The 26,712-nt window shown below is 40.2% G+C and carries 32 protein-coding genes and 1 pseudogene; 10 read left to right on the top strand and 23 right to left on the bottom strand.

The features are described 5' to 3' along the window. Window positions 1-151: 151 nt before the first annotated feature. Window positions 152-2,410: a glycogen/starch/alpha-glucan family phosphorylase gene (gene glgP, locus M9H69_RS00930; protein WP_250315676.1), complete on the bottom strand. Its 2,259-nt coding sequence runs from the start codon at window positions 2,408-2,410 to the stop codon at window positions 152-154. A gap of 22 nt (window positions 2,411-2,432) precedes the next feature. Continuing rightward, the gene (gene malQ / locus M9H69_RS00925) at window positions 2,433-3,950 is read right to left on the bottom strand and encodes a 4-alpha-glucanotransferase (protein ID WP_000747316.1); all 1,518 of its coding nucleotides are present in this window, start codon (window positions 3,948-3,950) and stop codon (window positions 2,433-2,435) included. A gap of 474 nt (window positions 3,951-4,424) precedes the next feature. On the opposite strand from malQ, the gene M9H69_RS00920 reads away from it, so the two are divergent. The 6 genes from M9H69_RS00920 to M9H69_RS00895 all read left to right on the top strand — a co-directional run bounded on the left by M9H69_RS00920 (window position 4,425) and on the right by M9H69_RS00895 (window position 11,354). Next, window positions 4,425-5,693 carry an extracellular solute-binding protein gene (locus M9H69_RS00920; protein WP_195217012.1) on the top strand — a complete coding sequence of 423 codons (1,269 nt, stop codon included), beginning with the start codon at window positions 4,425-4,427 and terminating at the stop codon, window positions 5,691-5,693. A 124-nt stretch (window positions 5,694-5,817) separates the two neighbouring features. Beyond that, window positions 5,818-7,110, top strand: coding sequence for a sugar ABC transporter permease (locus tag M9H69_RS00915; RefSeq protein ID WP_223330432.1), 1,293 nt, complete (start codon window positions 5,818-5,820; stop codon window positions 7,108-7,110). Window position 7,111: 1 nt separating this feature from the next. Then, window positions 7,112-7,954 carry a sugar ABC transporter permease gene (locus tag M9H69_RS00910; RefSeq protein ID WP_195217014.1) on the top strand — a complete coding sequence of 281 codons (843 nt, stop codon included), beginning with the start codon at window positions 7,112-7,114 and terminating at the stop codon, window positions 7,952-7,954. A 181-nt stretch (window positions 7,955-8,135) separates the two neighbouring features. Continuing rightward, complete coding sequence (locus tag M9H69_RS00905) at window positions 8,136-8,936, top strand: DUF1189 domain-containing protein (RefSeq protein ID WP_250315675.1); 801 nt, start codon at window positions 8,136-8,138, stop codon at window positions 8,934-8,936. A 9-nt stretch (window positions 8,937-8,945) separates the two neighbouring features. Further along, on the top strand, window positions 8,946-9,932 hold the full coding sequence (locus M9H69_RS00900) for a LacI family DNA-binding transcriptional regulator (protein WP_250315674.1): 987 nt from the start codon (window positions 8,946-8,948) through the stop codon (window positions 9,930-9,932). Between the two features lie 70 nt (window positions 9,933-10,002). After that, a protein-coding gene (locus M9H69_RS00895) for an IS3 family transposase (RefSeq protein ID WP_250315673.1) occupies window positions 10,003-11,354 on the top strand; the annotation gives its coding sequence in 2 pieces (ribosomal slippage) (window positions 10,003-10,453 and window positions 10,453-11,354; 1,353 coding nt in all). Between the two features lie 50 nt (window positions 11,355-11,404). Here M9H69_RS00895 and M9H69_RS00890 read toward each other — a convergent pair. The 8 genes from M9H69_RS00890 to hisS all read right to left on the bottom strand — a co-directional run bounded on the left by M9H69_RS00890 (window position 11,405) and on the right by hisS (window position 17,920). After that, window positions 11,405-12,346 carry a YitT family protein gene (locus M9H69_RS00890; RefSeq protein WP_250315672.1) on the bottom strand — a complete coding sequence of 314 codons (942 nt, stop codon included), beginning with the start codon at window positions 12,344-12,346 and terminating at the stop codon, window positions 11,405-11,407. Further along, window positions 12,324-14,087, bottom strand: a complete 1,764-nt coding sequence (aspS, locus tag M9H69_RS00885) for an aspartate--tRNA ligase (RefSeq protein WP_250315671.1) — start codon at window positions 14,085-14,087, stop codon at window positions 12,324-12,326. Before aspS ends, M9H69_RS00890 begins: the two co-directional genes overlap by 23 nt. Before the next feature lie 151 nt (window positions 14,088-14,238). Continuing rightward, on the bottom strand, window positions 14,239-14,457 hold the full coding sequence (locus M9H69_RS00880; RefSeq protein WP_000832176.1) for a hypothetical protein: 219 nt from the start codon (window positions 14,455-14,457) through the stop codon (window positions 14,239-14,241). A gap of 17 nt (window positions 14,458-14,474) precedes the next feature. Continuing rightward, a complete protein-coding gene (locus M9H69_RS00875) occupies window positions 14,475-15,116 on the bottom strand; it encodes a CPBP family intramembrane glutamic endopeptidase (protein WP_250315670.1) in 642 nt (213 codons plus the stop codon). A gap of 9 nt (window positions 15,117-15,125) precedes the next feature. Continuing rightward, the gene (locus M9H69_RS00870; protein ID WP_213988772.1) at window positions 15,126-15,824 is read right to left on the bottom strand and encodes an ABC transporter permease; all 699 of its coding nucleotides are present in this window, start codon (window positions 15,822-15,824) and stop codon (window positions 15,126-15,128) included. Beyond that, window positions 15,817-16,293 carry a DUF443 family protein gene (locus tag M9H69_RS00865; RefSeq protein WP_250315669.1) on the bottom strand — a complete coding sequence of 159 codons (477 nt, stop codon included), beginning with the start codon at window positions 16,291-16,293 and terminating at the stop codon, window positions 15,817-15,819. The genes M9H69_RS00870 and M9H69_RS00865 overlap by 8 nt, the downstream gene beginning before the upstream one ends. Then, a complete protein-coding gene (locus M9H69_RS10350; RefSeq protein WP_000916948.1) occupies window positions 16,290-16,496 on the bottom strand; it encodes a helix-turn-helix transcriptional regulator in 207 nt (68 codons plus the stop codon). Before M9H69_RS10350 ends, M9H69_RS00865 begins: the two co-directional genes overlap by 4 nt. Before the next feature lie 143 nt (window positions 16,497-16,639). Further along, the gene (gene hisS, locus M9H69_RS00855) at window positions 16,640-17,920 is read right to left on the bottom strand and encodes a histidine--tRNA ligase (RefSeq protein WP_250315667.1); all 1,281 of its coding nucleotides are present in this window, start codon (window positions 17,918-17,920) and stop codon (window positions 16,640-16,642) included. Between the two features lie 167 nt (window positions 17,921-18,087). Between hisS and M9H69_RS00850 the strand changes: the two genes are divergently transcribed. Then, window positions 18,088-18,429 carry a metal-sulfur cluster assembly factor gene (locus M9H69_RS00850; RefSeq protein WP_001204052.1) on the top strand — a complete coding sequence of 114 codons (342 nt, stop codon included), beginning with the start codon at window positions 18,088-18,090 and terminating at the stop codon, window positions 18,427-18,429. 59 nt (window positions 18,430-18,488) lie between these two features. On the opposite strand, the gene ilvD is transcribed toward M9H69_RS00850, so the two are convergent. Further along, the gene (ilvD, locus tag M9H69_RS00845) at window positions 18,489-20,192 is read right to left on the bottom strand and encodes a dihydroxy-acid dehydratase (RefSeq protein ID WP_250315666.1); all 1,704 of its coding nucleotides are present in this window, start codon (window positions 20,190-20,192) and stop codon (window positions 18,489-18,491) included. 220 nt (window positions 20,193-20,412) lie between these two features. On the opposite strand from ilvD, the gene rpmF reads away from it, so the two are divergent. Both rpmF and rpmG read left to right on the top strand, forming a co-directional pair. Continuing rightward, window positions 20,413-20,595: a 50S ribosomal protein L32 gene (gene rpmF / locus M9H69_RS00840; protein ID WP_000290417.1), complete on the top strand. Its 183-nt coding sequence runs from the start codon at window positions 20,413-20,415 to the stop codon at window positions 20,593-20,595. 15 nt (window positions 20,596-20,610) lie between these two features. After that, entirely contained in the window at window positions 20,611-20,760 is a 150-nt protein-coding gene (gene rpmG, locus M9H69_RS00835) for a 50S ribosomal protein L33 (RefSeq protein WP_001265622.1), read from the top strand. A 448-nt stretch (window positions 20,761-21,208) separates the two neighbouring features. Here rpmG and M9H69_RS00830 read toward each other — a convergent pair whose 3' ends face one another. From M9H69_RS00830 to M9H69_RS00805, 6 genes and pseudogenes are all read right to left on the bottom strand, one after another. Next, complete coding sequence (locus tag M9H69_RS00830) at window positions 21,209-22,258, bottom strand: DUF389 domain-containing protein (protein ID WP_000126416.1); 1,050 nt, start codon at window positions 22,256-22,258, stop codon at window positions 21,209-21,211. Then, the gene (locus tag M9H69_RS00825; RefSeq protein ID WP_001253404.1) at window positions 22,255-22,578 is read right to left on the bottom strand and encodes a potassium channel family protein; all 324 of its coding nucleotides are present in this window, start codon (window positions 22,576-22,578) and stop codon (window positions 22,255-22,257) included. The genes M9H69_RS00830 and M9H69_RS00825 overlap by 4 nt, the downstream gene beginning before the upstream one ends. A 13-nt stretch (window positions 22,579-22,591) precedes the next feature. Further along, window positions 22,592-22,933 (bottom strand): hypothetical protein, encoded by a 342-nt coding sequence (locus M9H69_RS00820; protein WP_000397556.1) that lies wholly within the window; start codon window positions 22,931-22,933, stop codon window positions 22,592-22,594. Further along, a pseudogene (locus M9H69_RS00815) lies at window positions 22,915-23,160 on the bottom strand (TMEM175 family protein); the annotation flags it as partial. The pseudogene M9H69_RS00815 and the gene M9H69_RS00820, both read right to left, overlap by 19 nt. Window positions 23,161-23,558: 398 nt before the next feature. Further along, window positions 23,559-23,897: a Cd(II)/Zn(II)-sensing metalloregulatory transcriptional regulator CadX gene (cadX, locus tag M9H69_RS00810; protein WP_000711083.1), complete on the bottom strand. Its 339-nt coding sequence runs from the start codon at window positions 23,895-23,897 to the stop codon at window positions 23,559-23,561. Between the two features lie 11 nt (window positions 23,898-23,908). Next, window positions 23,909-24,523: a CadD family cadmium resistance transporter gene (locus M9H69_RS00805; RefSeq protein ID WP_000250556.1), complete on the bottom strand. Its 615-nt coding sequence runs from the start codon at window positions 24,521-24,523 to the stop codon at window positions 23,909-23,911. Window positions 24,524-24,551: 28 nt separating this feature from the next. Between M9H69_RS00805 and M9H69_RS10375 the strand changes: the two genes are divergently transcribed. Continuing rightward, entirely contained in the window at window positions 24,552-24,737 is a 186-nt protein-coding gene (locus tag M9H69_RS10375) for a hypothetical protein (protein WP_009013804.1), read from the top strand. A gap of 286 nt (window positions 24,738-25,023) precedes the next feature. On the opposite strand, the gene M9H69_RS00800 is transcribed toward M9H69_RS10375, so the two are convergent. From M9H69_RS00800 to M9H69_RS00775, 6 genes are all read right to left on the bottom strand, one after another. Next, entirely contained in the window at window positions 25,024-25,236 is a 213-nt protein-coding gene (locus M9H69_RS00800; protein ID WP_000710706.1) for a hypothetical protein, read from the bottom strand. 66 nt (window positions 25,237-25,302) lie between these two features. After that, window positions 25,303-25,494, bottom strand: coding sequence for a hypothetical protein (locus tag M9H69_RS00795; protein ID WP_000177340.1), 192 nt, complete (start codon window positions 25,492-25,494; stop codon window positions 25,303-25,305). Continuing rightward, window positions 25,495-25,782, bottom strand: a complete 288-nt coding sequence (locus M9H69_RS00790) for a hypothetical protein (protein WP_000542381.1) — start codon at window positions 25,780-25,782, stop codon at window positions 25,495-25,497. A 113-nt stretch (window positions 25,783-25,895) separates the two neighbouring features. After that, on the bottom strand, window positions 25,896-26,123 hold the full coding sequence (locus tag M9H69_RS00785; protein WP_009013763.1) for a hypothetical protein: 228 nt from the start codon (window positions 26,121-26,123) through the stop codon (window positions 25,896-25,898). Between the two features lie 72 nt (window positions 26,124-26,195). Continuing rightward, a complete protein-coding gene (locus M9H69_RS00780) occupies window positions 26,196-26,411 on the bottom strand; it encodes a hypothetical protein (RefSeq protein ID WP_000043341.1) in 216 nt (71 codons plus the stop codon). A 75-nt stretch (window positions 26,412-26,486) separates the two neighbouring features. Beyond that, window positions 26,487-26,669: a hypothetical protein gene (locus M9H69_RS00775; RefSeq protein ID WP_000780387.1), complete on the bottom strand. Its 183-nt coding sequence runs from the start codon at window positions 26,667-26,669 to the stop codon at window positions 26,487-26,489. Between the last annotated feature and the right edge of the window lie 43 nt (window positions 26,670-26,712).

The raw sequence follows: 26,712 nt of genomic DNA, 5'->3' as shown, positions 1-26,712 counted from the left end.
ATACAGTAAAAAGCAGTATTTCTAAAACTTCAACGTATCTATGATTTATCTCTTTTTAGACCTGATTGGCTAAAATCCACATCATTCAAAAAAGCGAATTTCAATTGAAATTCGCTTTTTTTTACAAAGTGATTAGTATAAATTTTGTATCTTAGTTCAAGTGCCAGATATCTTCGTTGTACTGAGCGATTGTACGGTCAGATGAGAAGAATCCTGCTTTGGCAATGTTAACGATGACTTTATCCAACCATGCGTCACGGTTTTCGTAGTCAGCAAGCATTTGCTCTTTGACCTTGATATAGTCTTCCAAATCAAGGAGAGTCATGAACCAGTCTTTGTTGATCAATTCGTTGTAAAGACGTTCCAAGCGTTCTTTCTTACCTACTGCAAGAACAGCATCGCTCACAATGAAGTCAACCAAAGGTTTGATAGCTTCACGAGCATAGAATTCGCTTGATTTGTAAGCTGCTTTTGCGTAAAGGTCGATAACAGTTTCTGAATCTTCACCAAAGATATAGATGTTTTCGTCGCCAACCAACTCAGCGATTTCCACGTTAGCACCGTCCATAGTACCAAGAGTCAAAGCACCGTTCAACATGAATTTCATGTTACCAGTACCTGAAGCTTCTTTAGAAGCAAGTGAGATTTGTTCTGAGATATCACATGCTGGGATAAGGAAGCTTGCTGCAGTAACGTTGTAGTTTTCAACCATAACCACTTGCAAGTGTGGAGCTACTTCTGGATCATTTGCAATCACTTCTGACAAGCAAAGGATCAAGTGAATGATGTCTTGGGCGATTGTGTAGGCAGGAGCTGCTTTACCACCAAAGAAGACTGTGATTGGACGAGCAGGGATGTTACCAGCCTTGATATCAAGGTATTTGTGGATGACATACAAAGCGTTCATTTGTTGGCGTTTGTACTCGTGAAGACGTTTGATTTGGATATCAAAGATAGAGTTTGTATTGATTTCCACACCTTGGTGATCTTTCAAGTGACGAGCCAATTTACGTTTGTTGTGAGCCTTGATGCTTTCCAATTTTTCTTTGACAGCTGCTTTGTCTTCGTAAGACAAGAGTTTTTCAAGCTCATCTGCTTCATGGTGCCATCCCTCTCCAATAATCTCATCCAAGTAGTGAGATAGTCTTGGGTTGGCATGCATGAGCCAACGACGGAATGTGATACCGTTTGTTTTGTTGTTGAATTTTTCTGGGTAGATGTCGTAGAAAGCTTTCAACTCTGAGTTCTTCAAGATCTCAGTGTGGAGTGCTGCTACCCCGTTAACACTGTATCCGTAGTGAATATCCATGTGAGCCATGTGTACACGGTCGTTTTCATCAATGATTTGAACAGCTGGGTCTTTGTATTCTGCTTTCACACGACGGTCCAATTCTTTGATGATTGGTACCAAGTGAGGAACCACTTCTTGCAAGAATTCAAGAGGCCATTTTTCAAGGGCTTCAGCAAGGATTGTGTGGTTCGTGTAGGCAGTCATGCTACGAACGATAGAGATTGCTTCGTCAAGTTCGATACCACGTGCAGTCAAAAGACGAATCAATTCAGGGATCACCATTGATGGGTGAGTATCGTTGATTTGTACAACTGCGTAGTCCGCAAGGTCATGCAAGTTGCTTCCTTTTTCGATCGCTTCGTCAATGATCAATTGCGCACCGTTTGAAACCATGAAGTATTGTTGGAAGATACGGAGCAATTCACCTTGCTTGTCGCTATCGTCTGGGTAAAGGAAGAGAGTCAAGTTGCGAGCGATGTCTGTCTTGTCAAAGTTGATACCATCTTCGATGATAGAAGAATCAACTGAATCCAAGTCAAACAAACGCAAGCGGTTTTTAGTAGCTGTCTTGTAACCAGGTACATCGATATCGTAAAGAGTAGATGTCAATGTGAAGTGTGCAAATGGCACTTGGTAGCTACGGCTTGAGCGTACCAACCAGTTTTGCTCTGTCAACCAAGCATTAGGAATCGTTTCTTGTTGGTTGTTTTTAAGAACTTGTTGGAAAAGACCAAAGTGATAGTTCAAACCAACACCGTCACCATTCAAACCAAGTGTAGCGATTGAGTCGATAAAGCAGGCAGCCAAACGTCCCAAACCACCGTTACCAAGTGATGGTTCCAATTCTACTTCTTCGATTTCGATTAAGTCTTTACCTGCAGCTGCAAGTTCTTTTTTCACATCGTCGTAAAGACCAAGGTTGATCAAGTTGTTTGACAAGAGTTTACCGATTAAGAACTCAGCTGAGATGTAGTAAACTTTTTTCTTACCAGTGTTGACTGGTTTTTGACTGCTAGCAAGCTTGCTGTAGTTGAGAAGAGCAAGGTAAAGCTCTTCATTGCTACATTCTGCAATGGTTTTATTGTAATGCTTTTGTACAAATTCTTTTAATGGTAACATTTTTGTGTCTCCTGATATTGTCTTATTTCTTTAATTCTACCAAATTTTCATTAATTCGGCGATAAATTGTAGTCAAGTCAAGCAAAGTTTCTTCAACAGCTGGTGTCAATTGATCTGCTGTCATACGCCATGACCAGTTTCCACCAAGAGTAGATGGGTAGTTCATGCGAGCTGCCTCATCTAGTTCTAGCAAGTCTTGCATGGTTGCAATAGCCATGAAGCTAACGGATGAAAATACTGTACGAAGCATTGCGTGCGGCACTGTTTCATACTCTTTACGGTTGGTGTAACGCGCCATGTACTCACGAGTTGGATCGTCGATCTCATTACGATACCAACCAAGAACTGTATTGTTATCGTGTGTTCCTGTGTACATAACAGAGTTGGCAGGTGCCAAGTGTGGGCTATCGATACTTTCGTCTTCTGGGTTGAAGGCAAATTGAAGAATCTTCATTCCTGGGAAGCCTGTGCGTTCACGCAACTCGATGACTTCATCTGTCATGAAACCAAGGTCTTCCGCGATGATGTTTAGCTCACCAAGCTCTTCCTTAACGGCTGCAAAAAGCTTGTAGCCAGGACCTTTCACCCATTTACCAGGAGCTGCTGTATCGGAACCAGCAGGAATTTCCCAGTAAGATTCGAAACCACGGAAGTGGTCGATACGAACGATGTCATAAATCTTGAAGCTTTCGCGCAAGCGTTCAATCCACCATTTGTAGCCGTCTTTGTCCATAGCTTCCCAGTCATAGATTGGGTTTCCCCAAAGCTGACCAGTGGCAGAAAACTCATCTGGTGGGCAACCTGCGATGCAGGTTGCTTTACCAGTGGCATCTGTCTTGAAGAGATGTGGATTTGCCCACATGTCGCTTGAATCTTCCGCAACGTAGATAGGCATGTCTCCAACAATTTCGATGTGGTTGTCGTTAGCGTAGGCTTTCAATTTCAACCATTGTTGGAAGAAGAAATATTGAGTCACACGGTGATAAACCAACTTGTCTGCCAATTTCTCACGGTAGCTTTCAAGTGCTGAAGCTTTACGAGCACGAGCATCTGCATCTGACCATTCTGTCCAAGCAAGATTGTCAAAATGCTCTTTAATCGCCATATATTCTGCGAAGAGTTCAAGCCATGATTGGTTGTCTTGAGCAAACTTCTCAAAAGCTTTGACGTCTCCCACTTCCAAGAAACGTTTAACTGCCTTTTCTAAAAGCGGACGACGTGCGTAATAAATCTTCGCATAGTCGACTTCCGATGCATCACTACCAAAGTCAACACCTTTAAGATCGCTAGCTTCCAACAAGCCTTGCTCTACCAAGATATCAAGGTCGATAAAATGCGTATTCCCAGCAAAGGCTGAGAATGATTGGTATGGAGAATCTCCATAGCTGGTTGTCCCAAGAGGGAGGATTTGCCAGTAACGTTGCTTGGTACGAACCAAGAAGTCAACGAAATCATAGGCAGTCTGACCAAATGATCCAATCCCGTATGCTCCTGGTAGAGAAGAGATGTGCATCAACACACCACTTTGACGTTTTTTCATAATAGCACCTCATGTGTTTGTTATAAAACGTTGCGCAACAAGGCGCAAACGTTTGCGTTAGGTTAAGTATAGCGTATTTTAAACACAAATGCAAGCGTTTTTAAAAAAATTTTTTGAATTATTTTTATCTAACTAAAACTTATTCCCACTGATATTTTACGAAATAAGCGAAAAAAATTTTAAAGATTTTCTGATTTAAGATAATTCATTCCCAATATCTGATCTATTTTCTGAAAAACCGAGCCGAATTTACGCAATCGTTTTCCTAATATATTTTCAATTCAAGAGAAAGAAAGATTTAAAGTTTTTTCCTATATAAGGGCATTGACAAATGTTTGAAACCTTAAAATTTTTTTAAAAAACTTTTTAAAAACGCTTGCAACCGTTTTCTATTTGTGCTATACTAAGCTCATAAAAGAAAACGTTTGCGTTTTCTAAATAAATTATACTGTTATTCTTTAGGAGGAATACACTATGTCATCTAAATTCATGAAGAGCGCTGCTGTGCTCGGAACTGCTACTCTCGCTAGCTTGCTCTTGGTGGCTTGCGGAAGCAAAACTGCTGACAAAGCAGCTGATACTAGCTCTTCAGAAGCGAAAGAAATCACTTTCTACGTTGAAGACCAATATAAAGCCTTTGCTGAATCAGCTGCAAAAGCTTACGAAAAAGAATCTGGCGTAAAAGTTACTATCAAAACAGGAGACCAAATGGGTGGTCTTGACAATCTTTCTCTAGACAACCAATCTGGTAAAGCTCCTGATGTTATGATGGCTCCATACGACCGTGTAGGTAGCCTTGGTACTGACGGACAACTTTCAGAAGTTACTTTGAGTGACGGTGCTAAAACAGACGACACTACTAAATCTCTTGTAACTGTTGGTGGTAAAGTCTATGGTGCTCCAGCCGTTATCGAGTCTCTCGTAATGTACTACAACAAAGACTTACTAAAAGAAGCTCCTAAAACTTTTGCTGACTTAGAAAACCTTGCAAAAGATAGCAAATATGCTTTCGCTGGTGAGGATGGCAAAACTACAGCATTCCTAGCTGACTGGACTAACTTCTACTACGCATACGGACTTCTTGCTGGTAACGGAGCTTACGTATTTGGTGATAACGGTAAAGATCCTAAAGACATCGGTCTTGCAAACGACGGAGCAATCAAAGGTATCGAATACGCTAAATCTTGGTATGAAAAATGGCCTAAAGGTATGCAAGATACTGAAGGTGCTGGTAACTTGATTCAAACTCAATTCCAAGAAGGTAAAACAGCTGCTATCATCGATGGTCCTTGGAAAGCTCAAGCATTCAAAGACGCTAAAGTAAACTACGGTGTTGCAACTATCCCAACTCTTCCAAACGGTAAAGACTACGCAGCATTCGGTGGTGGTAAAGCTTGGATTATCCCATCAAGCACTAAGAACCTTGAAGGCGCTCAAAAATTTGTAGACTTCCTAGTTTCAACTGAACAACAAAAAGCATTCTACGATGCAACAAACGAAATTCCAGCTAACACTGAGGCCCGTACTTATGCTGAAGGCAAAAACGATGAGTTGACTACAGCTGTTATCAAACAGTTCAAGAACGCTCAACCAATGCCAAACATCTCACAAATGTCAACAGTTTGGGATCCAGCGAAAACTATGCTCTTTGATGCTGTAAGTGGTAAGAAAGATGCGAAAACAGCTGCTAACGATGCTGTAACATTGATCAAGGAAACAATCCAACAAAAATTTGGTAACTAATTGATTTGTTCAAGGGGGGTGGAAGCAAAATCCCCCTTTGAATTTATAGATATGCTTCTTATCAGATGTACGTATCTTACGATTGAATCCGAGTTTAAACTCGCATCCTATGAAAGGAGTAATCATGGAAAAACAACAGCCTCGCAAAGCAGCCTTGCTGTCAATCATTCCTGGTTTAGGACAAATCTATAACAAACAAAAAGCGAAAGGATTTATTTTCCTTGGCATTACTGTTCTTTTTGTTCTGTATTTTCTAACACTTGCAAGCCCTGAATTGAGCAATTTGGTCACCCTTGGTGACAAGCCCGGTCGTGATAATTCACTTTTCATGCTAATTCGTGGTGCTTTTCACTCTATCTTTGTTGTCGTTTACTTACTCTTTTATATCTTTAATATCAAGGACGCACATACTACTGCTAAACGTATCAACAACGGTATTCCTGTAGCTCGTACCTTCAAGGATATGATTAAAGGTATTTATGAGAATGGATTCCCATACCTTTTGATCATCCCATCGTATGTAGCGATGACATTTGCGATTATCTTTCCAGTTATCGTAACCTTGATGATTGCCTTTACCAACTATGACTTCCAACACTTACCACCAAATAAATTGTTGGACTGGGTTGGTTTGACGAACTTCACAAACATCTGGAGCTTGAGTACCTTCCGTTCAGCCTTTGGTTCTGTTCTTTCTTGGACCATCATCTGGGCCTTGTCTGCTTCTACTTTGCAGATTGTCATTGGTATCTTTACAGCAATTATTGCCAACCAACCATTTATCAAAGGAAAACGTATCTTTGGTGTTATTTTCCTTCTTCCTTGGGCTGTTCCAGCCTTCATCACTATCTTGACATTCTCAAACATGTTTAATGATAGTGTTGGTGCCATCAACACCCAAGTCTTGCCTCTCTTATCTAAGGTCCTTCCATTCCTAGATGGAGCTCTTATCCCTTGGAAAACAGATCCGACTTGGACTAAGATTGCTTTGATTATGATGCAGGGTTGGCTTGGATTCCCATACATCTACGTTTTGACCTTGGGTATCTTGCAGTCTATTCCTAACGACCTCTACGAAGCGGCTTACATCGATGGTGCTAATGCTTGGCAAAAATTCCGCAACATCACTTTCCCAATGATTTTGGCTGTTGCGGCTCCAACATTGATTAGCCAATACACCTTCAACTTTAACAACTTCTCTATCATGTACCTCTTCAACGGTGGAGGACCTGGTAGCGTTGGTGGTGGAGCCGGTTCAACTGATATCTTGATTTCATGGATTTACCGTTTGACAACTGGTACAGCCCCACAATACTCTATGGCGGCAGCTGTTACCTTGATTATCTCAATCATTGTCATCTCTATCTCTATGATCGCATTCAAGAAACTACACGCATTTGATATGGAGGACGTCTAAGATGAATAACTCAATTAAACTCAAACGTAGACTGACTCAAACCCTCACTTACCTCTACTTGATTGGCTTATCAATTGTCATTATCTATCCACTTTTGATTACCATTATGTCAGCCTTCAAGTCTGGTAATGTCGCAGCCTTTAAACTAGATACTAACATCGACTTCAATTTTGATAACTTTAAAGGACTCTTCACTGAAACCTTGTACGGCACTTGGTACCTCAATACTTTGATCATCGCTTTGATTACTATGGTGGTTCAAACGAGTATCATCGTCCTTGCTGGTTATGCCTACAGCCGTTACAATTTCTTGGCTCGTAAACAAAGTTTGGTCTTCTTCTTGATCATCCAAATGGTGCCAACTATGGCCGCTTTGACAGCCTTCTTCGTTATGGCCCTTATGTTGAACGCCCTTAACCATAGCTGGTTCCTCATCTTCCTCTATGTCGGTGGTGGTATCCCTATGAACGCTTGGTTGATGAAAGGTTACTTTGACACCGTACCAATGTCTCTTGATGAATCAGCAAAACTTGATGGTGCAGGACACTTCCGCCGCTTCTGGCAAATCGTTCTCCCTCTTGTTCGCCCAATGGTGGCGGTACAAGCCCTCTGGGCCTTCATGGGACCTTTCGGAGACTATATCCTCTCTAGTTTCTTGCTTCGTGAGAAAGAATACTTTACAGTTGCCGTTGGTCTCCAAACCTTCGTCAACAATGCGAAGAACTTGAAGATTGCCTACTTCTCAGCAGGTGCCATCCTCATCGCTCTTCCAATCTGTACACTCTTCTTCTTCTTACAAAAGAACTTTGTTTCAGGACTTACAAGTGGTGGCGACAAGGGATAATCTATCCCTGCCACCCTTTTTTCATTTTGGAGCTTGTTGCTAAAGCTACACGATTGGGCACACGATCGCAAATAGTAGCAAAATCAGCTTTTCAATAAGCAATTTATCTACTAGACTTGAAATAAAGCACATTTCTCTATATAATAATACTCATATAGAAAACACTTTTAGAAAGATGCCTATGCTTCCATATCCATTCTCGTATTTCTCTAGTATCTGGGGATTTCGTAAGCCCCTGTCAAAACGTTTCGGACTCAACTGGTTTCAATTGTTTTTTACCGGTATTTTCTTGATTAGCTTGTCTATGGTTCCGATCGCCATTCAAAACAGCTCGCAGGAAACGTATCCGCTGGATACGTTTATCGATAATGTCTACACTCCACTGACAGATGAAGCGATCATGGATTTGTCGGAAAATGCACAAATCGTAGATGGAAAGCTGAACTACTCAGGAACTAAGAATCAACAACCTTCTCTTTTGATTGGCCCGAGCCAAAACAAAGAATTGCCAAAGGACTTGCAACTTCATTTTGATACGGAAGAACTCGTCATCAGTAAGGAAAGTAAGGAACTGACTCGCATTCGCTACCACGCGATTCAAACGGAGAGTTTCCAGAGTAAGGAAAGTTTAACCCAGGCTATTTCTAAAGACTGGTACCAACAAAATCGGGTCTATATCAGTCTCTTTCTCGTTCTCGGTGCAAGCTTTCTCTTTGGATTGAATTTCTTCATTGTCTCTCTTGGAGCTAGTCTTCTCCTTTATATCACAAAAAAATCACGCCTCTTTTCATTTAGGACCTTTAAAGAGTGCTACCATTTTATCTTGAACTGTTTAGGATTACCCACTCTGATTACGCTTATTTTGGGACTTTTTGGCCAAAATATGGCAACCCTTATCACTGTACAAAACATTCTTTTTGTTCTTTATCTGGTCACCATTTTTTACAAGACACACTTCCGTGATCCAGATTATCATAAATAGGAGATTTTTATGCCCGTTACGATTAAAGACGTGGCCAAGGCAGCAGGTGTCTCACCTTCAACTGTTACCCGCGTTATTCAAAACAAATCAACGATTAGTGATGAAACCAAAAAACGAGTTCGCAAGGCTATGAAGGAGCTCAACTACCATCCCAATCTCAATGCTCGTAGCTTGGTGAGTAGCTATACTCAGGTTATCGGCCTGGTGCTTCCTGACGACTCAGATGCCTTTTACCAAAATCCTTTCTTCCCATCTGTCCTTCGTGGTATCGCCCAAGTCGCTTCCGAAAACCATTATGCTATCCAGATTGCAACAGGAAAAGATGAGAAAGAACGTCTCAATGCGATTTCTCAGATGGTTTATGGCAAGCGTGTTGACGGTTTGATTTTCCTCTACGCTGAGGAAGAAGACCCTCTGGTCAAACTAGTAGTCGATGAGCAGTTCCCTTTCCTCATTCTCGGAAAATCCACTTCACCCTTTATCCCTCTTGTTGATAATGACAATGTACAAGCTGGCTTTGATGCGACAGAGTATTTCATCAAAAAAGGATGCAAACGAATTGCCTTCATCGGGGGTACAAAGCGACTCTTCGTAACGCAAGATCGTCTAACTGGCTATGAGTCTGCACTCAAACAACACCAACTTCCGATTGATACCAACTTAACCTACTTTGCGACCGAATTTTTAGAAGAAAAAGGTTATCAGTTCAGTGAACTCCTCTTCAATCACGATCCGCAGATTGATGCTATCATCACAACCGATAGTCTCCTAGCAGAAGGAGTTTGTGACTACATCAGTAAGCATCAGTTAACTGTTCCTGTCTTGAGCTTCGACTCTGTCAATCCTCGACTTGACCTTGTAGCCTATGTCGATATCAATAGCCTGGAACTTGGGCGCGTTTCCTTTGAAACCATTCTCCAGATCATCAACGATGCTAAAAACAATAAACAGATTTGTTACCGCCAGTTGATTGGACACAAAATTATCGAAAAATAAAGACCAGCCTCCAGTGAACTGCACCCCAAAAGTTAGACAGAAAAAATCTAACTTTTGGGGTGTTTTTATTATGAAATTGAGTTATGAAGATAAAGTTCAGATCTATGAACTTAGAAAGCAAGGATATAGCTTAGAGAAGCTTTCAAATAAATTTGGGATAAACAATTCTAATCTTAGATACATGATTAAATTGATTGATCGTTACGGAATGGAGTTCGTCAAAAAAGGAAAAAATCGTTACTATTCCCCTGAATTAAAACAAGAAATGGTTGAGAAAGTTCTGTTGGAAGGACATTCGCAAAGAAGTGTTAGTCTTGATTATGCCCTCCCAAACCAAGGAATGCTTTCAAATTGGCTGGCGCAATACAAGAAAAACGGGTATACTATTGTTGAGAAAATAAGAGGGAGAGTACCTAAAATGGGACTTAAACGGAAGAAAACTTGGGAAGAAATGACAGAACTAGAGCGACTCCAAGAGGAGAATGAACGCTTACGGACTGAGGTGGCTTACCTAAAAAAGTTAAAAGAGTTAGAGGAAAGGGACGAAGCCTTAGAGCGAGAAAAGCAGAGACAGTTAGAGAAATGGCTTCAGGAGGATTTCGACTAGATTTACTTCTTGAAGCGGCTCGTTTACCTCGCTCAACTTACTACTATCAGTTGAAGCAACTAGATGGGCTTGACAAAGATAAAGAGCTTAAAATCGAAATTCAGGCCATTTATAATGACCATAAAGGAAATTATGGCTATCGTAGAATTACTCTTGAACTAAGAAATCGTGGTTTTGTAGTGAATTATAAGAAAGTTCAACGTCTGATGAAGGTCCTTGGTTTAACAGCTCGAATTCGTCGCAAACGAAAGTATTCTTCCTACCAAGGAGAGATTGGCAAGAAAGCAGAGAATCTCATTCAACGCCAGTTTGAAGCATCAAGACCAAGGGAAAAGTGCTATACGGATGTGACAGAATTTGCCATTCCAAATAGCACACAGAAACTCTATTTATCGCCTGTTTTAGATGGATTTAACAGTGAAATTATTGCTTATCATCTTTCTACTTCGCCTAATTTAGAACAAGTAAAAACGATGTTGAAACAGGCCTTCACAGAGAAACACTACGAAAATACGATTCTCCATAGTGACCAAGGTTGGCAATACCAACACGATTCTTATCATCGGTTCCTAGAGAGTAAGGGAATTCAAGCATCCATGTCACGTAAAGGTAACAGCCCAGACAACGGTATGATGGAGTCCTTCTTTGGCATTCTGAAATCGGAGATGTTTTATGGTTATGAGAAGTCATTTCAGTCGCTTAACCAATTGGAACAAGCTATTGTGGACTATATTGATTACTACAACAACAAACGAATTAAGGTCAAACTAAAAGGACTTAGCCCTGTGCAATACAGAACTAAATCCTTCGCTTAAATTATTTGTCTAACTTTTTGGGGTCAGTACACAGAGCTGGTTTTTCATGTCTAATTGTCTGTTTCTACAAATCGTCCTAGGATGTGGACATTTTCGGATACAGAGACAAAGGCTGTCGGATCGACCTGTTTCATGATGTGTTTAAAATCATTAAACTCTGCTCGCGTGATAACCGTAATCAAGACTGCTTTTCTCTCATGATTATAGGTTCCTTCTGCATCGTGGATCATGGTTGCTCCGCGGTGCAATTTTTTATGGATTTTTGCGATTACCTTGTCAGGATTATTGGTCACAATCATGGCCTGCATGCGTTTTTGCTTTGTAAAGACCGCATCTGTCACACGGCTCGATACAAAAATGGTGATCATAGAGTAGAGGGCGTATTTCCAACCAAAGGTCAAACCTGCTATCAGCATGATAGTCCCATTTACCAGGAAAGAAATACTACCGACATTCTTACCCGTTTTCTTTCGAATGGTCAGACTGACGATATCTGTACCTCCGCTAGAAATATTGTTACGGAGCGCAAAACCAATTCCCAAGCCCATGACAACACCCCCAAAAAGGGCATTGATGATGGGATCCTCTGTCAAGGTCACAACTGGCACAAGCTGGATAAAGAGGGAACTCATGGATACTGTGATAAAGGTAAAGACCGTAAACTTATGCCCAATCTGATACCAAGCCAAAATCATCAATGGAAAATTGATAGCATAAAAGGTTAGCGATATCGGAATGTAAAAACCAAACCAGTGATTACTCAAAGCAGAGATAATCTGTGCCAAACCCGTCGCACCACTGGAGTAAACGTGTCCTGGTTGAAAAAAGAAATTGACTGCTACTGCTGACAAAAAGCCATAAACCAGAGAAGCCGAGACTTTCTCATCATATTTTTCCCGAGAGATACTTTGTAAAACTCGTAAGATTTTTATCTGATAAGCAAAGCGGCGCAGATAATAGCGCCACCGCTTAATTCGTTTTGCTTGTTTCATCTTCTTCTACTTGTAAGCTGAGTTCCTCTAGTTGTTTGAGAGCGACTGTTGATGGAGCTTGTGTCATTGGATCGGTTGCCTTGTTGTTCTTAGGAAAGGCAATGACTTCACGGATATTTTCTTCTCCTGCTAAGAGCATCACAAAACGGTCAAGACCGATAGCCAAACCACCGTGTGGTGGGAAACCATAGTCCATAGCCTCAAGAAGGAAACCAAACTGGTCATTTGCTTCTTCGGCTGAGAAACCAAGAGCCTTGAACATGCGTTCTTGAAGGTCTTTTTGGTTGATACGAAGGCTACCACCACCAAGCTCATAACCGTTCAAGACGATATCGTAAGCAATGGCACGAACCTTAGCCAAATCACCTTCTAATTCGTGAGCTGTTTCTTCCTGTGGAAGGGTAAATGGATGGTGGGCGCTCATGTAGCGGTCTTCTTCTTCAGACCATTCAAACATTGGCCAATCAACCACCCAGAGGAAGTTGAATTTAGCGTTATCAATCAAGCCAAGTTCTTTGGCAATACGACCACGAAGGGCAGCAAGGGTTGCATTCGCCACTTCAAGTGTATCAGCCACAAAGAGAACCAAATCCTTGTCTTCTAAACCAAGGGCATTTGTCAACTCTGCTTGAATGCCAGTCAAAAACTTAGCAACTGGTCCGTTCAATTCTCCATCCACAACCTTGACCCAAGCAAGTCCTTTGGCACCGTACTGCTTGGCTACTTCGGTCAACTTGTCGATGTCTTTACGTGAGTAGTTGTCCGCAGCTCCTTTGACTACAATGGCTTTAACAGCAGGTGCTTCTGAGAAGACTTTAAAATCAACACCCTGGACAACTTCTGTCAAGTCCTGAAGCAACATGTCAAAACGGGTATCAGGTTTGTCAGAACCGTAAAGAGCCATCGCGTCATCATACTTCATACGAGGGAATGGAAGCGTCACATCAATGCCTTTGGTTTCTTTCATCACGCGCGCAATCAAGCCTTCTGTGATATCTTGGATTTCTTGCTCCGTAAGGAAGGATGTTTCCAAGTCGACCTGGGTAAACTCAGGCTGGCGGTCACCACGCAAGTCCTCGTCACGGAAACATTTAACGATTTGGTAATAACGGTCAAAACCAGCATTCATCAAGAGCTGTTTCGTGATTTGTGGACTTTGAGGAAGAGCGTAGAAATGTCCTTTGTTGACACGAGATGGAACCAAATAGTCACGCGCCCCTTCTGGTGTTGACTTAGAAAGGAATGGCGTCTCCACATCAATAAACTCCAACTCATCCAAGTAGTTACGGATAGAATGAGTCACCTTGGCACGAAGTTTGAGATTTTCCAACATCTCTGGACGACGAAGGTCAAGGTAACGGTAACGCAAACGTGTATCGTCATTTGCCTCAATCCCATCTTTAATCTCAAAAGGTGTTGTTTTGGCTGTATTCAGCACTGTAAGAGCTGTCACGTCCAACTCAACTGCACCCGTTGGCAACTTATCATTGGCTTGCTCACGCGCAGCAACTTGTCCAGTCACCTCGATAACAAATTCGCTACGAAGACTTTCAGCTGTTGCCATAACCTCTGCAGAAACTTTTTCAGGGTTGATAACCAACTGCATGATCCCTTCACGGTCACGAAGGTCGATAAAGATCAAGCCACCCAAGTCACGACGACGGCTAACCCATCCTTTCAAGGTAATTTCTTGTCCGATGTGTTCCTGACGAACACGACCAGCATACATACTACGTTTCATTGTTTCTCTCCTCTTTTATTCTGTTACTATTTTACCATAAAAGCGCAGGCTCTTCATGAAAATCAGCAGAAAAGTTTGATTGTCTTTAGAAATCAAAACGAACAGACAAAAAATCCGATGAAAACATTATCGGATTCTCTGATTATGATTCTTAACCTTTTTTACGCTTTTCAGCAATCTCAGCTGCCTTTTTAGGTAGAACAATCTCCGTCGCATAAGCCGAAGCAAAACGCAAGACACCTGCAATAGGCGCAAAGACAACTGCTAGATAGTTGTAAAAGAAATCGCCTTTAAAGGCATAGGCAAGTGCCCCGATGATAAAGAAGAGAACGACCGCCTGTATCACTGCTAATAAAATTACTCGTTTCATGTGACCTCCTGACTCTATTATAGCACGAGTATCATCAAAAAGCCGATTAAATTATTCAAAGCGTGGAGAGAAATGCTGTAAAGAAGACCTTTTCGGCTCACATAAGCCAGTCCCAAACTCAATCCCAGACTAGCATAAACTAAAAACTGTTGCAAAGTCCCTGGAAAATGAATCAAGGCAAAAAGCACACTCGATACGAGGAGAAACAGAGCTGTCTGTTTGCTGTTGTTCTGCTTAGGAAAGAGATAGCGCGCCAGCAACCCTCTAAAGATGAGTTCTTCCGTCAGAGGAGCAAAGACCACTACCATAAAGAAACCAAAGACAGGCTGAGCAACTGTCAATTGTGATACGATTTGTTGATTGACTGACGGATCTTCTGGCAAAAAGAACTGGGCTGTAATCGCCACTAGCAAAACCAGAGTAGGCAACCAGATATAACGATTAAAAGCTGTTGTCTGGATGCTAACCTTTTCTGTCTGATACCATCTGTAAACTCCATAAACATAGGCCCCTGACAGGACGACATAAAGTGGCAAGACTCCAAAGATTGAAGCCCCTAGGTCAAGCGCTGATAAAGCCATACTCTGAACCAGACCATAGCCAAAGAAAAAGGATAGAACAGCTAGAAGAAACCAGCCAAGATTTTTAAGTAAGTTCATATGGGCCTCCTACTTTCCTTTATAACTATTTTTCAATACAAAGAGACTAGCTAGTCCTAGCAAAAGGACCCATGCTAGCAAGAGAGCAAGACTTCTCAAAGATAACTCTCCACCACCTTCTTTTAACAGACTTACCAAAGGACCAATGAAAGAATAGTCCAACAATTTTTGCGCAGTTTCATTTTGAACGGCAAGAACGGGCAAGAAAGAGACGGTCAACATAGGAAAAATACTATACACTTGCGCCTTAGACTGGGTATCTGATACTGCACCTATAAGAAGATTAAGAAAGATTATACTGATGGTCGCTAGAAGCAGATAGAGTCCATAGGTAAGAAAGTAGTTTGTCAAATCAACTTTAAGATAGAGAGGGAGAACAACCATAGAAAGAAGCATCACGAGAAGAGGAAGAGCCATCATGCTCAGAGTATACTCTGTTGCTGTCACACCACTTAGTATGAGTGATTTAAGATTGCGTTTTTCCTTATCCTCAGCCATCATAATCGATACCATATAACCACTTCCCATACTCAAGACCATCGTCAAACTCATAGAAAGAAGAAACATGCTCAATTCTCCACTCTTGTTTAAGAATTCATTATATAGGATAGCAATACCAAAGGGCATCAATAATGTCGCTAGTAACGTTGAATTACTAATAAGAACTTGTAACCTTAACCAAAGAAGGGCATTTAATTTTCTAAACATCTAACTTTTCTCCTGTCAATCTAATAAAGATTTCTTCTAAAGTCGGTTCACAATAATTTGCAACAGCAAAAGAAAAGAACATTAAAACAAGTGAAAAGATGAAAAGATAAACATTCTCAATTACTGGAGAAGTGACAATTACTAAACAGCAAAGCATCGCAATCATCAAAGTGTTCGAAGCAACTGTTCCATAGTTCAAGAAGCGATAAGCACTCACATATGCCTTTTCATTAGCTTCTTCCTCTTCTACTGTTTGGTAAATCACGTAAGCTTCACGACCCTTTCGAAGGTAGTACACAGCTAAAGCGAGAGATATTACTCCAACAATTGCAATAAGACCGAAAGAAGTATATAAAACTTGTTCGATTTGAATCTGATTGAATAGTCCTCTTAGAGCGAGACTAAGCATTCCCAGAAAGAAACCTAAAACCCCTGCTCCAATTCCAATCCATTTATGTTTGTGTTTCATTCCTCATCCTCCTCTATACGAAATACCGACTCGACTGGTTCATTGAATATCTGTGAAATCTTCAAGGCGATCACAACTGACGGGGTATACTCATCCCTCTCTAGCAGACTGATAGTCTGCCTGGAGACCCCTGCTAGCTTGGCAAGTTCGGTCTGATTGAGACCATCGCGAGCCCGAAGCTCTTTTAAACGATTTTTAAGCATTCCTTTTTCCTTTACTCTTAACTTGCTTATATTGTAACACATCTTTTTCTTTTTGACAATAATATTTGTCAAAAAGTTTATGATTTTTGTCATTTTGCAAAAGAAAAAGGTCAGGAATAAGATCCTGACCAGTTTGTCTGTCATTAAAATCCTAATTTTTCAAAGACTTGAGAGAAGTTTTGGCTGATGGTCTCAAGGGACGCTTGCACTTCTTCTCGTGTTTGGTTGTTCTTAACCGTCACTTGTCCGCTTTCAACTTCACTCTCGCCTAGAGTAATGAGAGTCTTAGCCACAAAGACATCGGCGGATTTGAACTGAGCTTTGAGCTTCCGGTTGAGGTAGTCACGCTCTGCTTTGAAGCCTTGTTGGCGAAGGGCTTGTACCAATTCCAAGGCCTTAACATTTGCTTCTTCGCCCAAGACTGCGATATAAACATCTAGAGCGTTCTCGATAGGAAGGGCCACACCTTGTTTTTCAAGGATGAGGAGCAGACGCTCTACACCAAGTCCAAAACCAAATCCAGCAGTCTCAGGGCCACCAAAGTAGGAAACCAAGCCATCGTAGCGACCTCCTGCACAGACGGTCAATTCATTGCCCTCGATTTCAGTGATAAACTCGAAAATCGTGTGGTTGTAGTAGTCCAGACCACGCACCATATTGGTATCGATGATATAGTCTACACCCAGATTTTCCAACATCTGACGCACAGCATCAAAATGAGCTTGGCTTTCTGCATCAAGGAAGTCCAAGATAGACGGCGCATTTTCTACTGCCACCTTGTCTTCTTTTTCCTTAGAGTCCAAGACACGGAGAGGATTTTCCTCCAAACGACGTTGGCTATCCTTCGACAAGGTCTCCTTGAGCGGTGTCAAATAGTCGATCAAGGCTTGACGGTAGGCTGCACGACTCTCAGGATTTCCAAGAGTATTAAGATGCAATTTGACACCTTGGATGCCGATTTCTTTCAAGAAATGAGCCGCCATAGCGATGGTTTCCACATCGGTAGCTGGATTGCTTGAGCCAAAACACTCAACACCAATCTGGTGGAACTGACGCAAACGACCTGCCTGTGGACGTTCATAACGGAACATAGGACCCATGTAATAGAACTTACTTGGCTTTTGCACTTCTGGGGCAAAGAGTTTATTTTCCACATAGGAACGGACAACGGGCGCAGTTCCTTCTGGACGAAGAGTGATATGACGATCACCCTTGTCATAGAAATCATACATTTCCTTGGTTACGATATCGGTTGTGTCCCCGACAGAACGGCTGATGACCTCGTAATGCTCAAAAATAGGCGTGCGCACTTCTGCATAGTTGTAGCGCTTGAAAATTTCACGGGCAAAGCCCTCAACGTACTGCCACTTAGCAGACTCAGCAGGTAAAATATCCTGCGTTCCTTTTGGTTTTTGTAATTTCATAGGGAATCCTCTTTAAACTTAATAGTCTTATTTTACCACAAATAGAGGGATTAAAACAGTGAGAGGAGAAAATCTCAAGAGAGTCTTTTCAGAAAATTCATCAAAAACTTGCCAAATTGTCAGAATTATGAGAAAATAGAGGATATTTATCACGTGGAGGGACTGTTATGAGAGACGATATCAAAATCAATGACCGCGCTTTGGCTTTACAAGACCAAATTATCGAAAAACTAGAGAAGGTTTTTGATACAGATGTGGAGTTGGATGTTTACAATCTAGGCTTGATTTATGAAATCAATCTGGATGAAACAGGTCTCTGTAAAATTGTCATGACCTTTACCGACACTGCCTGCGATTGCGCCGAAAGCCTGCCTATCGAAATCGTGGCCGGTCTGAAACAAATCGAGGGTATCGAAGATGTCAAGGTTGAAGTTACCTGGTCGCCTGCCTGGAAGATCACACGAATTAGTCGCTACGGCCGCATTGCCCTTGGGCTACCGCCTCGTTAAGCAGGCAAATCACTTTTGAAGATGAAAAGAAGCAAGCCGAAATGGCTTGCTTTTCTTGTTTATTTTTTACCTGACTTGTCCGTATTCCAGAAGTCTGTCACGGCTCCGCGTGAAGCAGATGATACGATATGGGCATATTTACCGAGGACACCACGGCTGTAAAGTGGTGGCAAGGTTGTTTCTGCCTTGCGTTTTTCAAGTTCTTCTTCGGATACGGCCATAGAAATTTCTTTGGTATCTTGGTCAACCGTAACGATATCACCTGTACGAAGGTAAGCAATCGGTCCACCATCCTGAGCTTCAGGGGCGATATGTCCGACAACCAGACCATATGTACCACCAGAGAAACGGCCGTCTGTCAAGAGAGCAACCTTGTCTCCCTGACCTTTACCAACGATCATGGATGAAAGGGATAGCATCTCAGGCATACCAGGACCACCCTTAGGTCCAACGAAACGAACAACGACAACATCGCCATCAACGATTTCGTCTGTCAAGACAGCCTGGATAGCATCTTCTTCTGAGTCAAAGACCTTAGCTGGTCCAACGTGGCGACGCACTTTCACACCTGATACCTTAGCTACCGCACCATCAGGAGCAAGGTTCCCGTTCAAGATGATAAGCGGACCGTCTGCACGTTTTGGATTTTCAAGTGGCATAATAACTTTTTGACCTGGTGTGAGATCTGCAAAGTCAGCCAAGTTCTCAGCGACTGTCTTACCAGTACATGTGATGCGGTCGCCATGAAGGAAACCATTTGCCAAGAGGTATTTCATAACCGCAGGGATACCACCGACTTCGTAGAGGTCTTGAAAGACATACTGACCAGATGGTTTCAAGTCAGCCAAGTGAGGCACGCGCTCTTGGATCGTATTGAAGTCCTCAAGTGACAAGTCAACATTAGCCGCATGGGCAATGGCAAGCAAGTGAAGAGTGGCATTTGTAGAACCACCGAGAGCCATAGTTACAGTGATGGCATCTTCAAAAGCTTCACGAGTCAAGATATCTGATGGTTTGAGACCAAGCTCCAGCATCTTGACAACAGCACGTCCTGCTGCTTCGATATCTTCTTTCTTGTCAGCTGATTCAGCTGGATGAGATGAAGATCCTGGCAAACTCATACCGAGAACTTCGATAGCAGTTGCCATGGTATTAGCTGTATACATACCACCACAGCCACCAGGGCCAGGGCAGGCATTACATTCGAGACGTTTCACGTCCTCAGCTGTCATGTCACCATGGTTCCATTTTCCGATACCCTCAAAGACAGAAACCAAGTCAATGTCTTTGCCATCAAGATTTCCCGGTGCAATAGTACCACCATAGGCGAAAATAGCTGGAATATCCATATTGGCAATGGCAATCATAGAACCAGGCATGTTCTTGTCACAGCCACCGATAGCGACAAAGGCATCCACGTTGTGACCACCCATCGCAGCCTCAATAGAGTCCGCGATGATGTCACGAGATGTTAGAGAGAAACGCATACCAGGCGTTCCCATGGCGATCCCGTCTGCTACGGTAATGGTTCCAAACTGAACAGGCCAAGCGCCCGCAGATTTGACACCTTCTTTAGCCAATTTCCCAAAATCATGCAAGTGAATGTTACATGGTGTATTTTCCGCCCAAGTTGAAATCACTCCCACAATCGGTGTTTCAAAGTCCTTATCTGTCATTCCAGTGGCACGAAGCATGGCACGGTTTGGTGATTTCACCATACTGTCATAAACGCTACTGCGGTGACGTGTATCTAATTCTGTCATTTGTTCCCTCCCATTTCAGTTTTTACCATTATAGCACAATTTCCGCATGAAGAACAGAATAAAATTCTTGAATTTTCAGAAAATTTCGATTACTAGCTTCTAATTTTTTTATCTTTTTTTGTCAAGTAACTTTACTTTACAAAAAAAATGTGTTATCCTAGTATGGTTGATGAAAATCACTAGATTGAATCGAATTTAAATACCTAAAGGAGAAAAGAAAATGGCAGTACCTGCACGTCGCACCTCAAAAGCGAAGAAAAACAAACGTCGTACACACTACAAAGTAACAGCTCCATCTGTAAACTTTGACGAAACTACTGGAGATTACTCACGTTCTCACCGCGTATCACTTAAAGGATACTACAAAGGACGTAAAATCGCTAAAGCTGCATCAGCTGAATAATAGAAGGGAGATACCATGCGCGTAAATATCACACTTGAACACAAAGAATCTGGTGAACGCTTGTACCTTACTTCTAAAAACAAACGTAACACTCCAGACCGTCTTCAATTGAAGAAATACTCACCAAAACTTCGCAAGCACGTAGTGTTTACAGAAGTTAAGTAGGGGTTCAATACGAATCAATACATAAGAAAAACGCTGATTTAAAGCGTTTTTTCTTTTTGCCAAATGCGATATATTGCACTGTATTTCAATCCAAACTCTACCTTTTTCTCTACCTTTTTTCTTAAGACCTGGTTTGGAAAGTATGAATTTCAGTTGGACTAAAAACAGCGTAATATCAAGACTTTTCTCCGCTTTTATAAAAGCGTTTTTCCAATCAAATTCAACTAATTTTATCTAAATGGTGTGGATTTTACCCCCAAAATTACAGAGAATGGAGCTGATAAACACTAAACGTTCACACCATTAGTTAAATGATTTTTTTCATCATTTTTCTTAGATGATAGAACTTCTAATTTATTTCTTATTCAAGCAAAAACAACCTGCTATAAGTAAGAAAGAGGAAGATACAAGAAAAACACGGCGTAAAAACCGATTCAGTTCATTGTCCTCAATCCTTGTCTGCTTCATTTTCTTTTACGAGATCGTTTTGTGAATCTTTTTCAGAGAGTTTTTGATCAATATACTTGTCAATGTTTTCATAAAATTCCTTGGTCGCTTCACTATCTAATGTTGGCGAGTTCTGAACTTGATTCACTTTCAATTGAACAGATTGAATACCGTAAGAGGCTTGTTTTTGGTGGAGTGTTTCTAATTCTTCTTCTGAAATCGGATCTCCAACAACCGTCAAGACCAATTCATTGTTACTTGACTTGTAGACTTGATTAATAACCGTATAATTGGCGAACTCTTTTCCTACAAACTGTTTGATCCCTTCTTTGCGCGCTTGTTCTATTGTCAGAGTAACTGCCGAATAGCTAGCTGGAAGAATCAACAATACAATCAAAGAAATCAAGCCAATTCTCATTTTAATGCTCAGCTCTTTAAATGAAGTTAAAGGAGATTTTCTCATCAAAATTCTTGTTCCAACAATGTTGGCTAGCATGATAAAGACACAGTTGATCAAGAAAAGATAGAGAGCCCCCAATAAAAATCGTACATTCCCATTAGCTAAACCATAGCCAGCAGTACAGATAGGCGGCATCAAAGCTGTAGCAATGGCTACTCCTGGCACGATATTGTTTGCTTCTTTTTTCCTTGAACCGATCACACCAGCAATCCCACCAGCAATAGCAATGAGAACATCCCAAATGGTTGGAGAGGTTCGTGCGATCAACTCGCTACTTGCATAAGACAAGGGAGAAATCCAGAAATACAGAGTCGAGACAAGCAAACTGACCAACACTTGAGTCAATAAAACCTCTAGAGATTGCTTGATTAAACGCGTATCAAAAATAGCTAAACCGAATCCCAGTCCAACAATCGGTGTCATGAGAGGTGAAATTAACATGGCTCCAATAATAACAGCTGTTGAATTCATATTTAGACCGATAGAGGCAATAAAAATTGCACACATCAAAATCGCTGTATCTCTCAATCGAACATGAAGGTCATCGTATAATTTCTCACGGTATTCCCGTGTTGAATAATTGGCAGTCATTTGTCCTCTCCTCTTTCCTTATTTAAATCGGTATAATAATTAATAATAACAGCTGATAAACAGCCAAAAAATATGAGCCCATAAATCGTCAAGAAGACACTGGTAATCCTTCCAATCAAGGTCACAGCTAGGAGATCCCCGTAGCCGACAGTCGTCGAAGTCACAAAAGCATACCAAAGACCGTCTCCGTAATTTGTGATAGCAGGTTCAACTAGGAAAAGCACGCCTCCTGACCCAAAAACAAAGGTCACAAAACTCAGAGCAAACCGAGTAAAACCCGTAACCTGTATAATATGCCATAACATTTTTAAACGTCTCATTTGTTCTCCTTATTCATACTAGCTCCTGACCGAGCCGTTTTTTCCAATAATCAAAGTGAAGATAGGACATGATCTCCATCAGAGAAAGATAGACAAACTGATAGATCTGATTTAAGCTGATTATCAACTGATATTGTTTGAAAAATGACTGGAAGAAAGACCAGATATGACTGTCTTGAATCAGTCCCTTCTTAACATCAGACAGGATATTAGCTAAAGCTCCCAAGGACTGAAACGGTAAATCCTTGACATTTATATAGATCCGGTCCACCACATCATTCAGACTGGTATCTTGGATGGCATGAAATTCTCCAAAGAGAACTCCTGCCGCTCCAAGAGTAGAAACAAATTCCACCAAATAATTTCTGAGGAAATTTTCTCAACCTTTTCCCATAATGTGTTTAGTGCCATCCATAACGATCCCAACCAGAAAAAGGAAAGAAAATAAGCAAAGAAATTTTGCCGTAAATCCCAAAAAGCTTGAAGACTTGGTGTCGTTGGTTTTTCTAACTCTAAAATCAAAATGGTCATAATAATTGCTAGAACAGCATCTGTCAATGCAATTAATCTATCTTTCTTCATCAGATTACGTTGCCTTTCATTTTGTAGTATTCTATCTCATCGTATAATATTTATTAATCTTAAATATTGGATAGTCACTTCATATTTTGAGTACAAACAAGATACACTAAAAAGCATGTATCTGTCATATTTTATTTAACTTTAGAAATATTCATCCATCTAATCAATAAATATATCATATTTCACAATAAATGACTACTATCAAAGATACATTTTCTTTCAGATTTCTCCCTTTTAAACTTGGCTAACTTGACCTGCATTACCTAGGTCGCTTTGCTTTAAATTATACTTTTTTCTTAAAGATTTGCTACGAGTAGTCTTTCATGTGAGTAATTTTTATCAAAAAATTTCATAGATAAGTCCTATATATAATCATGATAAAGTAGTAAAAATAGTTGTTATCCTAGTTGATTAAAAAAGTCTTTGATTTCCTCATCTTTTATAAAATAATATATAATTTTCCCCTCTCTTCTAGTATCCAAGATGTTTTGATTGGCTAGTTTACGAAGATGGTGGGAGGCAGATGCCATACTGAGATTTAGTAAACAGGCTATATCACAGACACAGAGTTCTTCAACAGCAAGGAGATAAAAGATGATATTTATCTGTTTATTATCGGTAAACTTTGATAAAATACGAAGTGATTTTTGGACTTTTTCCTTTTCAAGGTAGTTCGTTGCGGTTGTAACATTTTGCTGATTTATAATATTCACTTGGCAGATACTATCTTTTTTCATAATTTTTTCTCCTAGCCGAACACAGTCCTTAGCATGTTAAAGCTGTTGTTTTCAATCAGGATATACATCCCCAGTCCTAAATAAACAACGGCAATAAACCATCTGCTATATTTTTCCAAAGTTTCTCCAACAGAAGGGACTTGTGCCAATTTTTGGGCAGAAAAAACCAAGAGATAAATCATGACTAGAAAGGTAAGTAAAGCCACTATCAAATTCGCTAAATTTAAGGTAATAAAATATGGGACAAAAACACCAATATTGTCAGCACCACAACTTGCAAAAGTAATCATAGCGACTAGAAAAATCAGGTTTTTATTATCTTTGCGCAAACCATCTTTTGCAATAGCTTCTCCATCAGAATCTCCTAAAAGCAAAACTTTGAGTCCTAGGAAAATTGGAATCAAACCGAGCAAACCTAAAATCTCTTTACTAGGAATATAATTTAAGACAAATGCAAAAAGTAAACTTAGCAATATTAGACTAACAGAGCCTAGAAATTGTCCTAAATAGATGTTAATGATGTCTTTTCTGCTTTTTCTTTTGGCAAAAAATAACATTAGGATAATAAGTAAGTCTACGGCTGTCCCAGAATACAGGATTATTGAAGTAACAACATTTTGAACCATAAAGCACCTCATTCAAATATATTTTTGAATGTATTTTAACATTAAACTTTGTAGATGTCAACTTCAGCTCCATCAAAATATAGATAAGAAGGTAGTGTCCCAAACATTAAAAAGCCCTGCCATCGAAATGATAGCAGGGCTTAACTTCAATATCCAGATGATATATTTATCTAAAAAAGGTAGAGTAAAAGGTAGAGTTTTTATTGATTTGTAGTGCGATATAATGAGTTTCCAAAAATCAAAAATCGCTTAAAATCAATATTTTGACATCTATTGACGTGTACTGAAACCCTTACTTAACCTCTGTAAGGATATAATTACGGTACCAGTATATCATAAATAATAACAAAATCTTGACTTTCCGAAAAATAAGTATTTTCCGGAAAAATATCGAAATTAAATCAAAACTAAAAATATCTCATACATTTGAACTGCACCCCAAAAGTTAGACAGAAAAAATCTAACTTTTGGGGTGCAGTTCATCAAAGGTGCTTTTCATTTTAAAAAACTTGTGGAAAAACTTCATCCCATATATCTACTAAGCTTTTCCCGTCAAATACTTTAGCTTCCATAGCTTCATCAATTGTATCAAACTGCTGACCTTCATAATCATAACCAACTACACATATACTCGATAAAAAGCAAGCACCTCGGCTATTATAATTAAATTCAAGATCTTTGTCTAAATATTTTTTAATTTCATCCTTTTTCATATAGGACCATCCCAACTAAAACAATCTCAACAAACAAGATTTTTTCCTTAGATTCTATTCCCACTACTAGCTTTCTATGATGCTGACGATTTCATCTTCAAAATATTCATAAAGAGTTCCATCAACATCTACCAGCAAGGAGTCAATCTCCTCGTCATTGTCAGAGGCGTCACAATAGTCTTCTACAAATCCTCTAACTACCGCGCCATTTTTTAACGTGATAATTACATCTGTACGGTTAAATTTCCAGAGTGTCATTTAAATATTCCTTTCAATATTGGCTAATTGCTTTGCTTTTTCGTAGTAAGGTGTTAAGAAATCGATAAAACCTTGTTTGTCGCTTGGATCATGTTCCTCTAAAAATATCATCAACTCAAAGTCATTGAGAGCGTCAAACATTTCAGAGTTTTCATTATCCCAAGCCTCGGAAAATTCCGCATCTTCTCCAAAAAGAGCGTTAAACGTAAAGGAAAAATCCCAAAAATTATCAATCTGACCACTGACTGTTTGCTGGAGCATGTCTAATACTTGTTGACTATAACCCATTACCCTTCCCCTCCTAATAAGAACGTTGTAGCATATTGAGCTACGTTCCAAAAATTTAACAGACAAAATCTAATTTTTGGGGTGCAGTTCATTCATCAAAGATGATTTTTATTTTAATAATACTGCACTTCAATTCCATCCATAATTTCTACTAAAGTGTTATCGTCAATTTTTAGAGAAATCAGATCAATGAATGATGATACCTGGTATTCCTTATCTCCAATCACCACTACAATATCATGAACAGAATTAGGAAAAATCCCACATACTTGACCATTATAATCAAAAGAGGCATCCCAACCATTGTCATATAACTCTTGTAAATCATCTAATATTGCCATATAAACTAAATCCTTTTCCATAGTGTTTTCTTTCAAATAAGGCAGGTAAAAGCACCTAGATTGTTCTAAGTCCTATGAGATTGTTTTAATCGAGACAATCTCACTCTCAAAGAGAGAAATTTCAGTAGCTTCATCTGGACTAGGATTAGCAATGAGAATAGTGATTTCATCTTGCTCATCATTGTCCATTTCGTCAACAAAGTCTATGACACGTCCCTTGATTATCTTATCGCAATTAGTGACTATCTGAACCCTTGATCGAAGATACTTCCAAAGCTGTTTACTCATTTATTTTCCTCTCTGCTATTTTTTCGATAGTTCTTATACTTTTTATAGTTAGTCGATAAAATCGCCTAGGTTGAACTAAGCACTAATAATTTTGATTTTCTTGATAATATCTTCAGGATATGAGCGATCACCTATAACTATTTCGTCAGGACCATCTAAATCATAACCGTCAAACCAATCAACCACCCTACCCTTGATGGAGGTCCCATCTTCTAAAATAAGGCGAACATTTTTATCAACATATTCCCATAATTTCATTAAGTTCCTTCTCTCTAACATCGGAACAATATGACCCAATATT

Source organism: Streptococcus oralis, from assembly GCF_023611505.1.
Taxonomy (GTDB): Bacteria; Bacillota; Bacilli; order Lactobacillales; family Streptococcaceae; genus Streptococcus; species Streptococcus oralis_CT.
The sequence above is the reverse complement of the archived record's forward strand: the minus strand, read 5'-3'. Positions and strand labels throughout refer to the sequence as shown.

Excerpts from the sequence above, each read along its gene's own strand:
- glgP (WP_250315676.1), bottom strand. The coding sequence starts at position 2,410 with ATGTTACCATTAAAAGAATTTGTACAAAAGCATTACAATAAAACCATT.
- malQ (WP_000747316.1), bottom strand. The coding sequence starts at position 3,950 with ATGAAAAAACGTCAAAGTGGTGTGTTGATGCACATCTCTTCTCTACCA.
- M9H69_RS00920 (WP_195217012.1), top strand. The coding sequence starts at position 4,425 with ATGTCATCTAAATTCATGAAGAGCGCTGCTGTGCTCGGAACTGCTACT.
- M9H69_RS00915 (WP_223330432.1), top strand. The coding sequence starts at position 5,818 with ATGGAAAAACAACAGCCTCGCAAAGCAGCCTTGCTGTCAATCATTCCT.
- M9H69_RS00910 (WP_195217014.1), top strand. The coding sequence starts at position 7,112 with ATGAATAACTCAATTAAACTCAAACGTAGACTGACTCAAACCCTCACT.
- M9H69_RS00905 (WP_250315675.1), top strand. The coding sequence starts at position 8,136 with ATGCTTCCATATCCATTCTCGTATTTCTCTAGTATCTGGGGATTTCGT.
- M9H69_RS00900 (WP_250315674.1), top strand. The coding sequence starts at position 8,946 with ATGCCCGTTACGATTAAAGACGTGGCCAAGGCAGCAGGTGTCTCACCT.
- M9H69_RS00890 (WP_250315672.1), bottom strand. The coding sequence starts at position 12,346 with ATGAAACAAGCAAAACGAATTAAGCGGTGGCGCTATTATCTGCGCCGC.
- aspS (WP_250315671.1), bottom strand. The coding sequence starts at position 14,087 with ATGAAACGTAGTATGTATGCTGGTCGTGTTCGTCAGGAACACATCGGA.
- M9H69_RS00880 (WP_000832176.1), bottom strand. The coding sequence starts at position 14,457 with ATGAAACGAGTAATTTTATTAGCAGTGATACAGGCGGTCGTTCTCTTC.
- M9H69_RS00875 (WP_250315670.1), bottom strand. The coding sequence starts at position 15,116 with ATGAACTTACTTAAAAATCTTGGCTGGTTTCTTCTAGCTGTTCTATCC.
- M9H69_RS00870 (WP_213988772.1), bottom strand. The coding sequence starts at position 15,824 with ATGTTTAGAAAATTAAATGCCCTTCTTTGGTTAAGGTTACAAGTTCTT.
- M9H69_RS00865 (WP_250315669.1), bottom strand. The coding sequence starts at position 16,293 with ATGAAACACAAACATAAATGGATTGGAATTGGAGCAGGGGTTTTAGGT.
- M9H69_RS10350 (WP_000916948.1), bottom strand. The coding sequence starts at position 16,496 with ATGCTTAAAAATCGTTTAAAAGAGCTTCGGGCTCGCGATGGTCTCAAT.
- hisS (WP_250315667.1), bottom strand. The coding sequence starts at position 17,920 with ATGAAATTACAAAAACCAAAAGGAACGCAGGATATTTTACCTGCTGAG.
- M9H69_RS00850 (WP_001204052.1), top strand. The coding sequence starts at position 18,088 with ATGAGAGACGATATCAAAATCAATGACCGCGCTTTGGCTTTACAAGAC.
- ilvD (WP_250315666.1), bottom strand. The coding sequence starts at position 20,192 with ATGACAGAATTAGATACACGTCACCGCAGTAGCGTTTATGACAGTATG.
- rpmF (WP_000290417.1), top strand. The coding sequence starts at position 20,413 with ATGGCAGTACCTGCACGTCGCACCTCAAAAGCGAAGAAAAACAAACGT.
- rpmG (WP_001265622.1), top strand. The coding sequence starts at position 20,611 with ATGCGCGTAAATATCACACTTGAACACAAAGAATCTGGTGAACGCTTG.
- M9H69_RS00830 (WP_000126416.1), bottom strand. The coding sequence starts at position 22,258 with ATGACTGCCAATTATTCAACACGGGAATACCGTGAGAAATTATACGAT.
- M9H69_RS00825 (WP_001253404.1), bottom strand. The coding sequence starts at position 22,578 with ATGAGACGTTTAAAAATGTTATGGCATATTATACAGGTTACGGGTTTT.
- cadX (WP_000711083.1), bottom strand. The coding sequence starts at position 23,897 with ATGAAAAAAGATAGTATCTGCCAAGTGAATATTATAAATCAGCAAAAT.
- M9H69_RS00805 (WP_000250556.1), bottom strand. The coding sequence starts at position 24,523 with ATGGTTCAAAATGTTGTTACTTCAATAATCCTGTATTCTGGGACAGCC.
- M9H69_RS10375 (WP_009013804.1), top strand. The coding sequence starts at position 24,552 with ATGTATTTTAACATTAAACTTTGTAGATGTCAACTTCAGCTCCATCAA.
- M9H69_RS00800 (WP_000710706.1), bottom strand. The coding sequence starts at position 25,236 with ATGAAAAAGGATGAAATTAAAAAATATTTAGACAAAGATCTTGAATTT.
- M9H69_RS00795 (WP_000177340.1), bottom strand. The coding sequence starts at position 25,494 with ATGACACTCTGGAAATTTAACCGTACAGATGTAATTATCACGTTAAAA.
- M9H69_RS00790 (WP_000542381.1), bottom strand. The coding sequence starts at position 25,782 with ATGGGTTATAGTCAACAAGTATTAGACATGCTCCAGCAAACAGTCAGT.
- M9H69_RS00785 (WP_009013763.1), bottom strand. The coding sequence starts at position 26,123 with ATGGCAATATTAGATGATTTACAAGAGTTATATGACAATGGTTGGGAT.
- M9H69_RS00780 (WP_000043341.1), bottom strand. The coding sequence starts at position 26,411 with ATGAGTAAACAGCTTTGGAAGTATCTTCGATCAAGGGTTCAGATAGTC.
- M9H69_RS00775 (WP_000780387.1), bottom strand. The coding sequence starts at position 26,669 with ATGAAATTATGGGAATATGTTGATAAAAATGTTCGCCTTATTTTAGAA.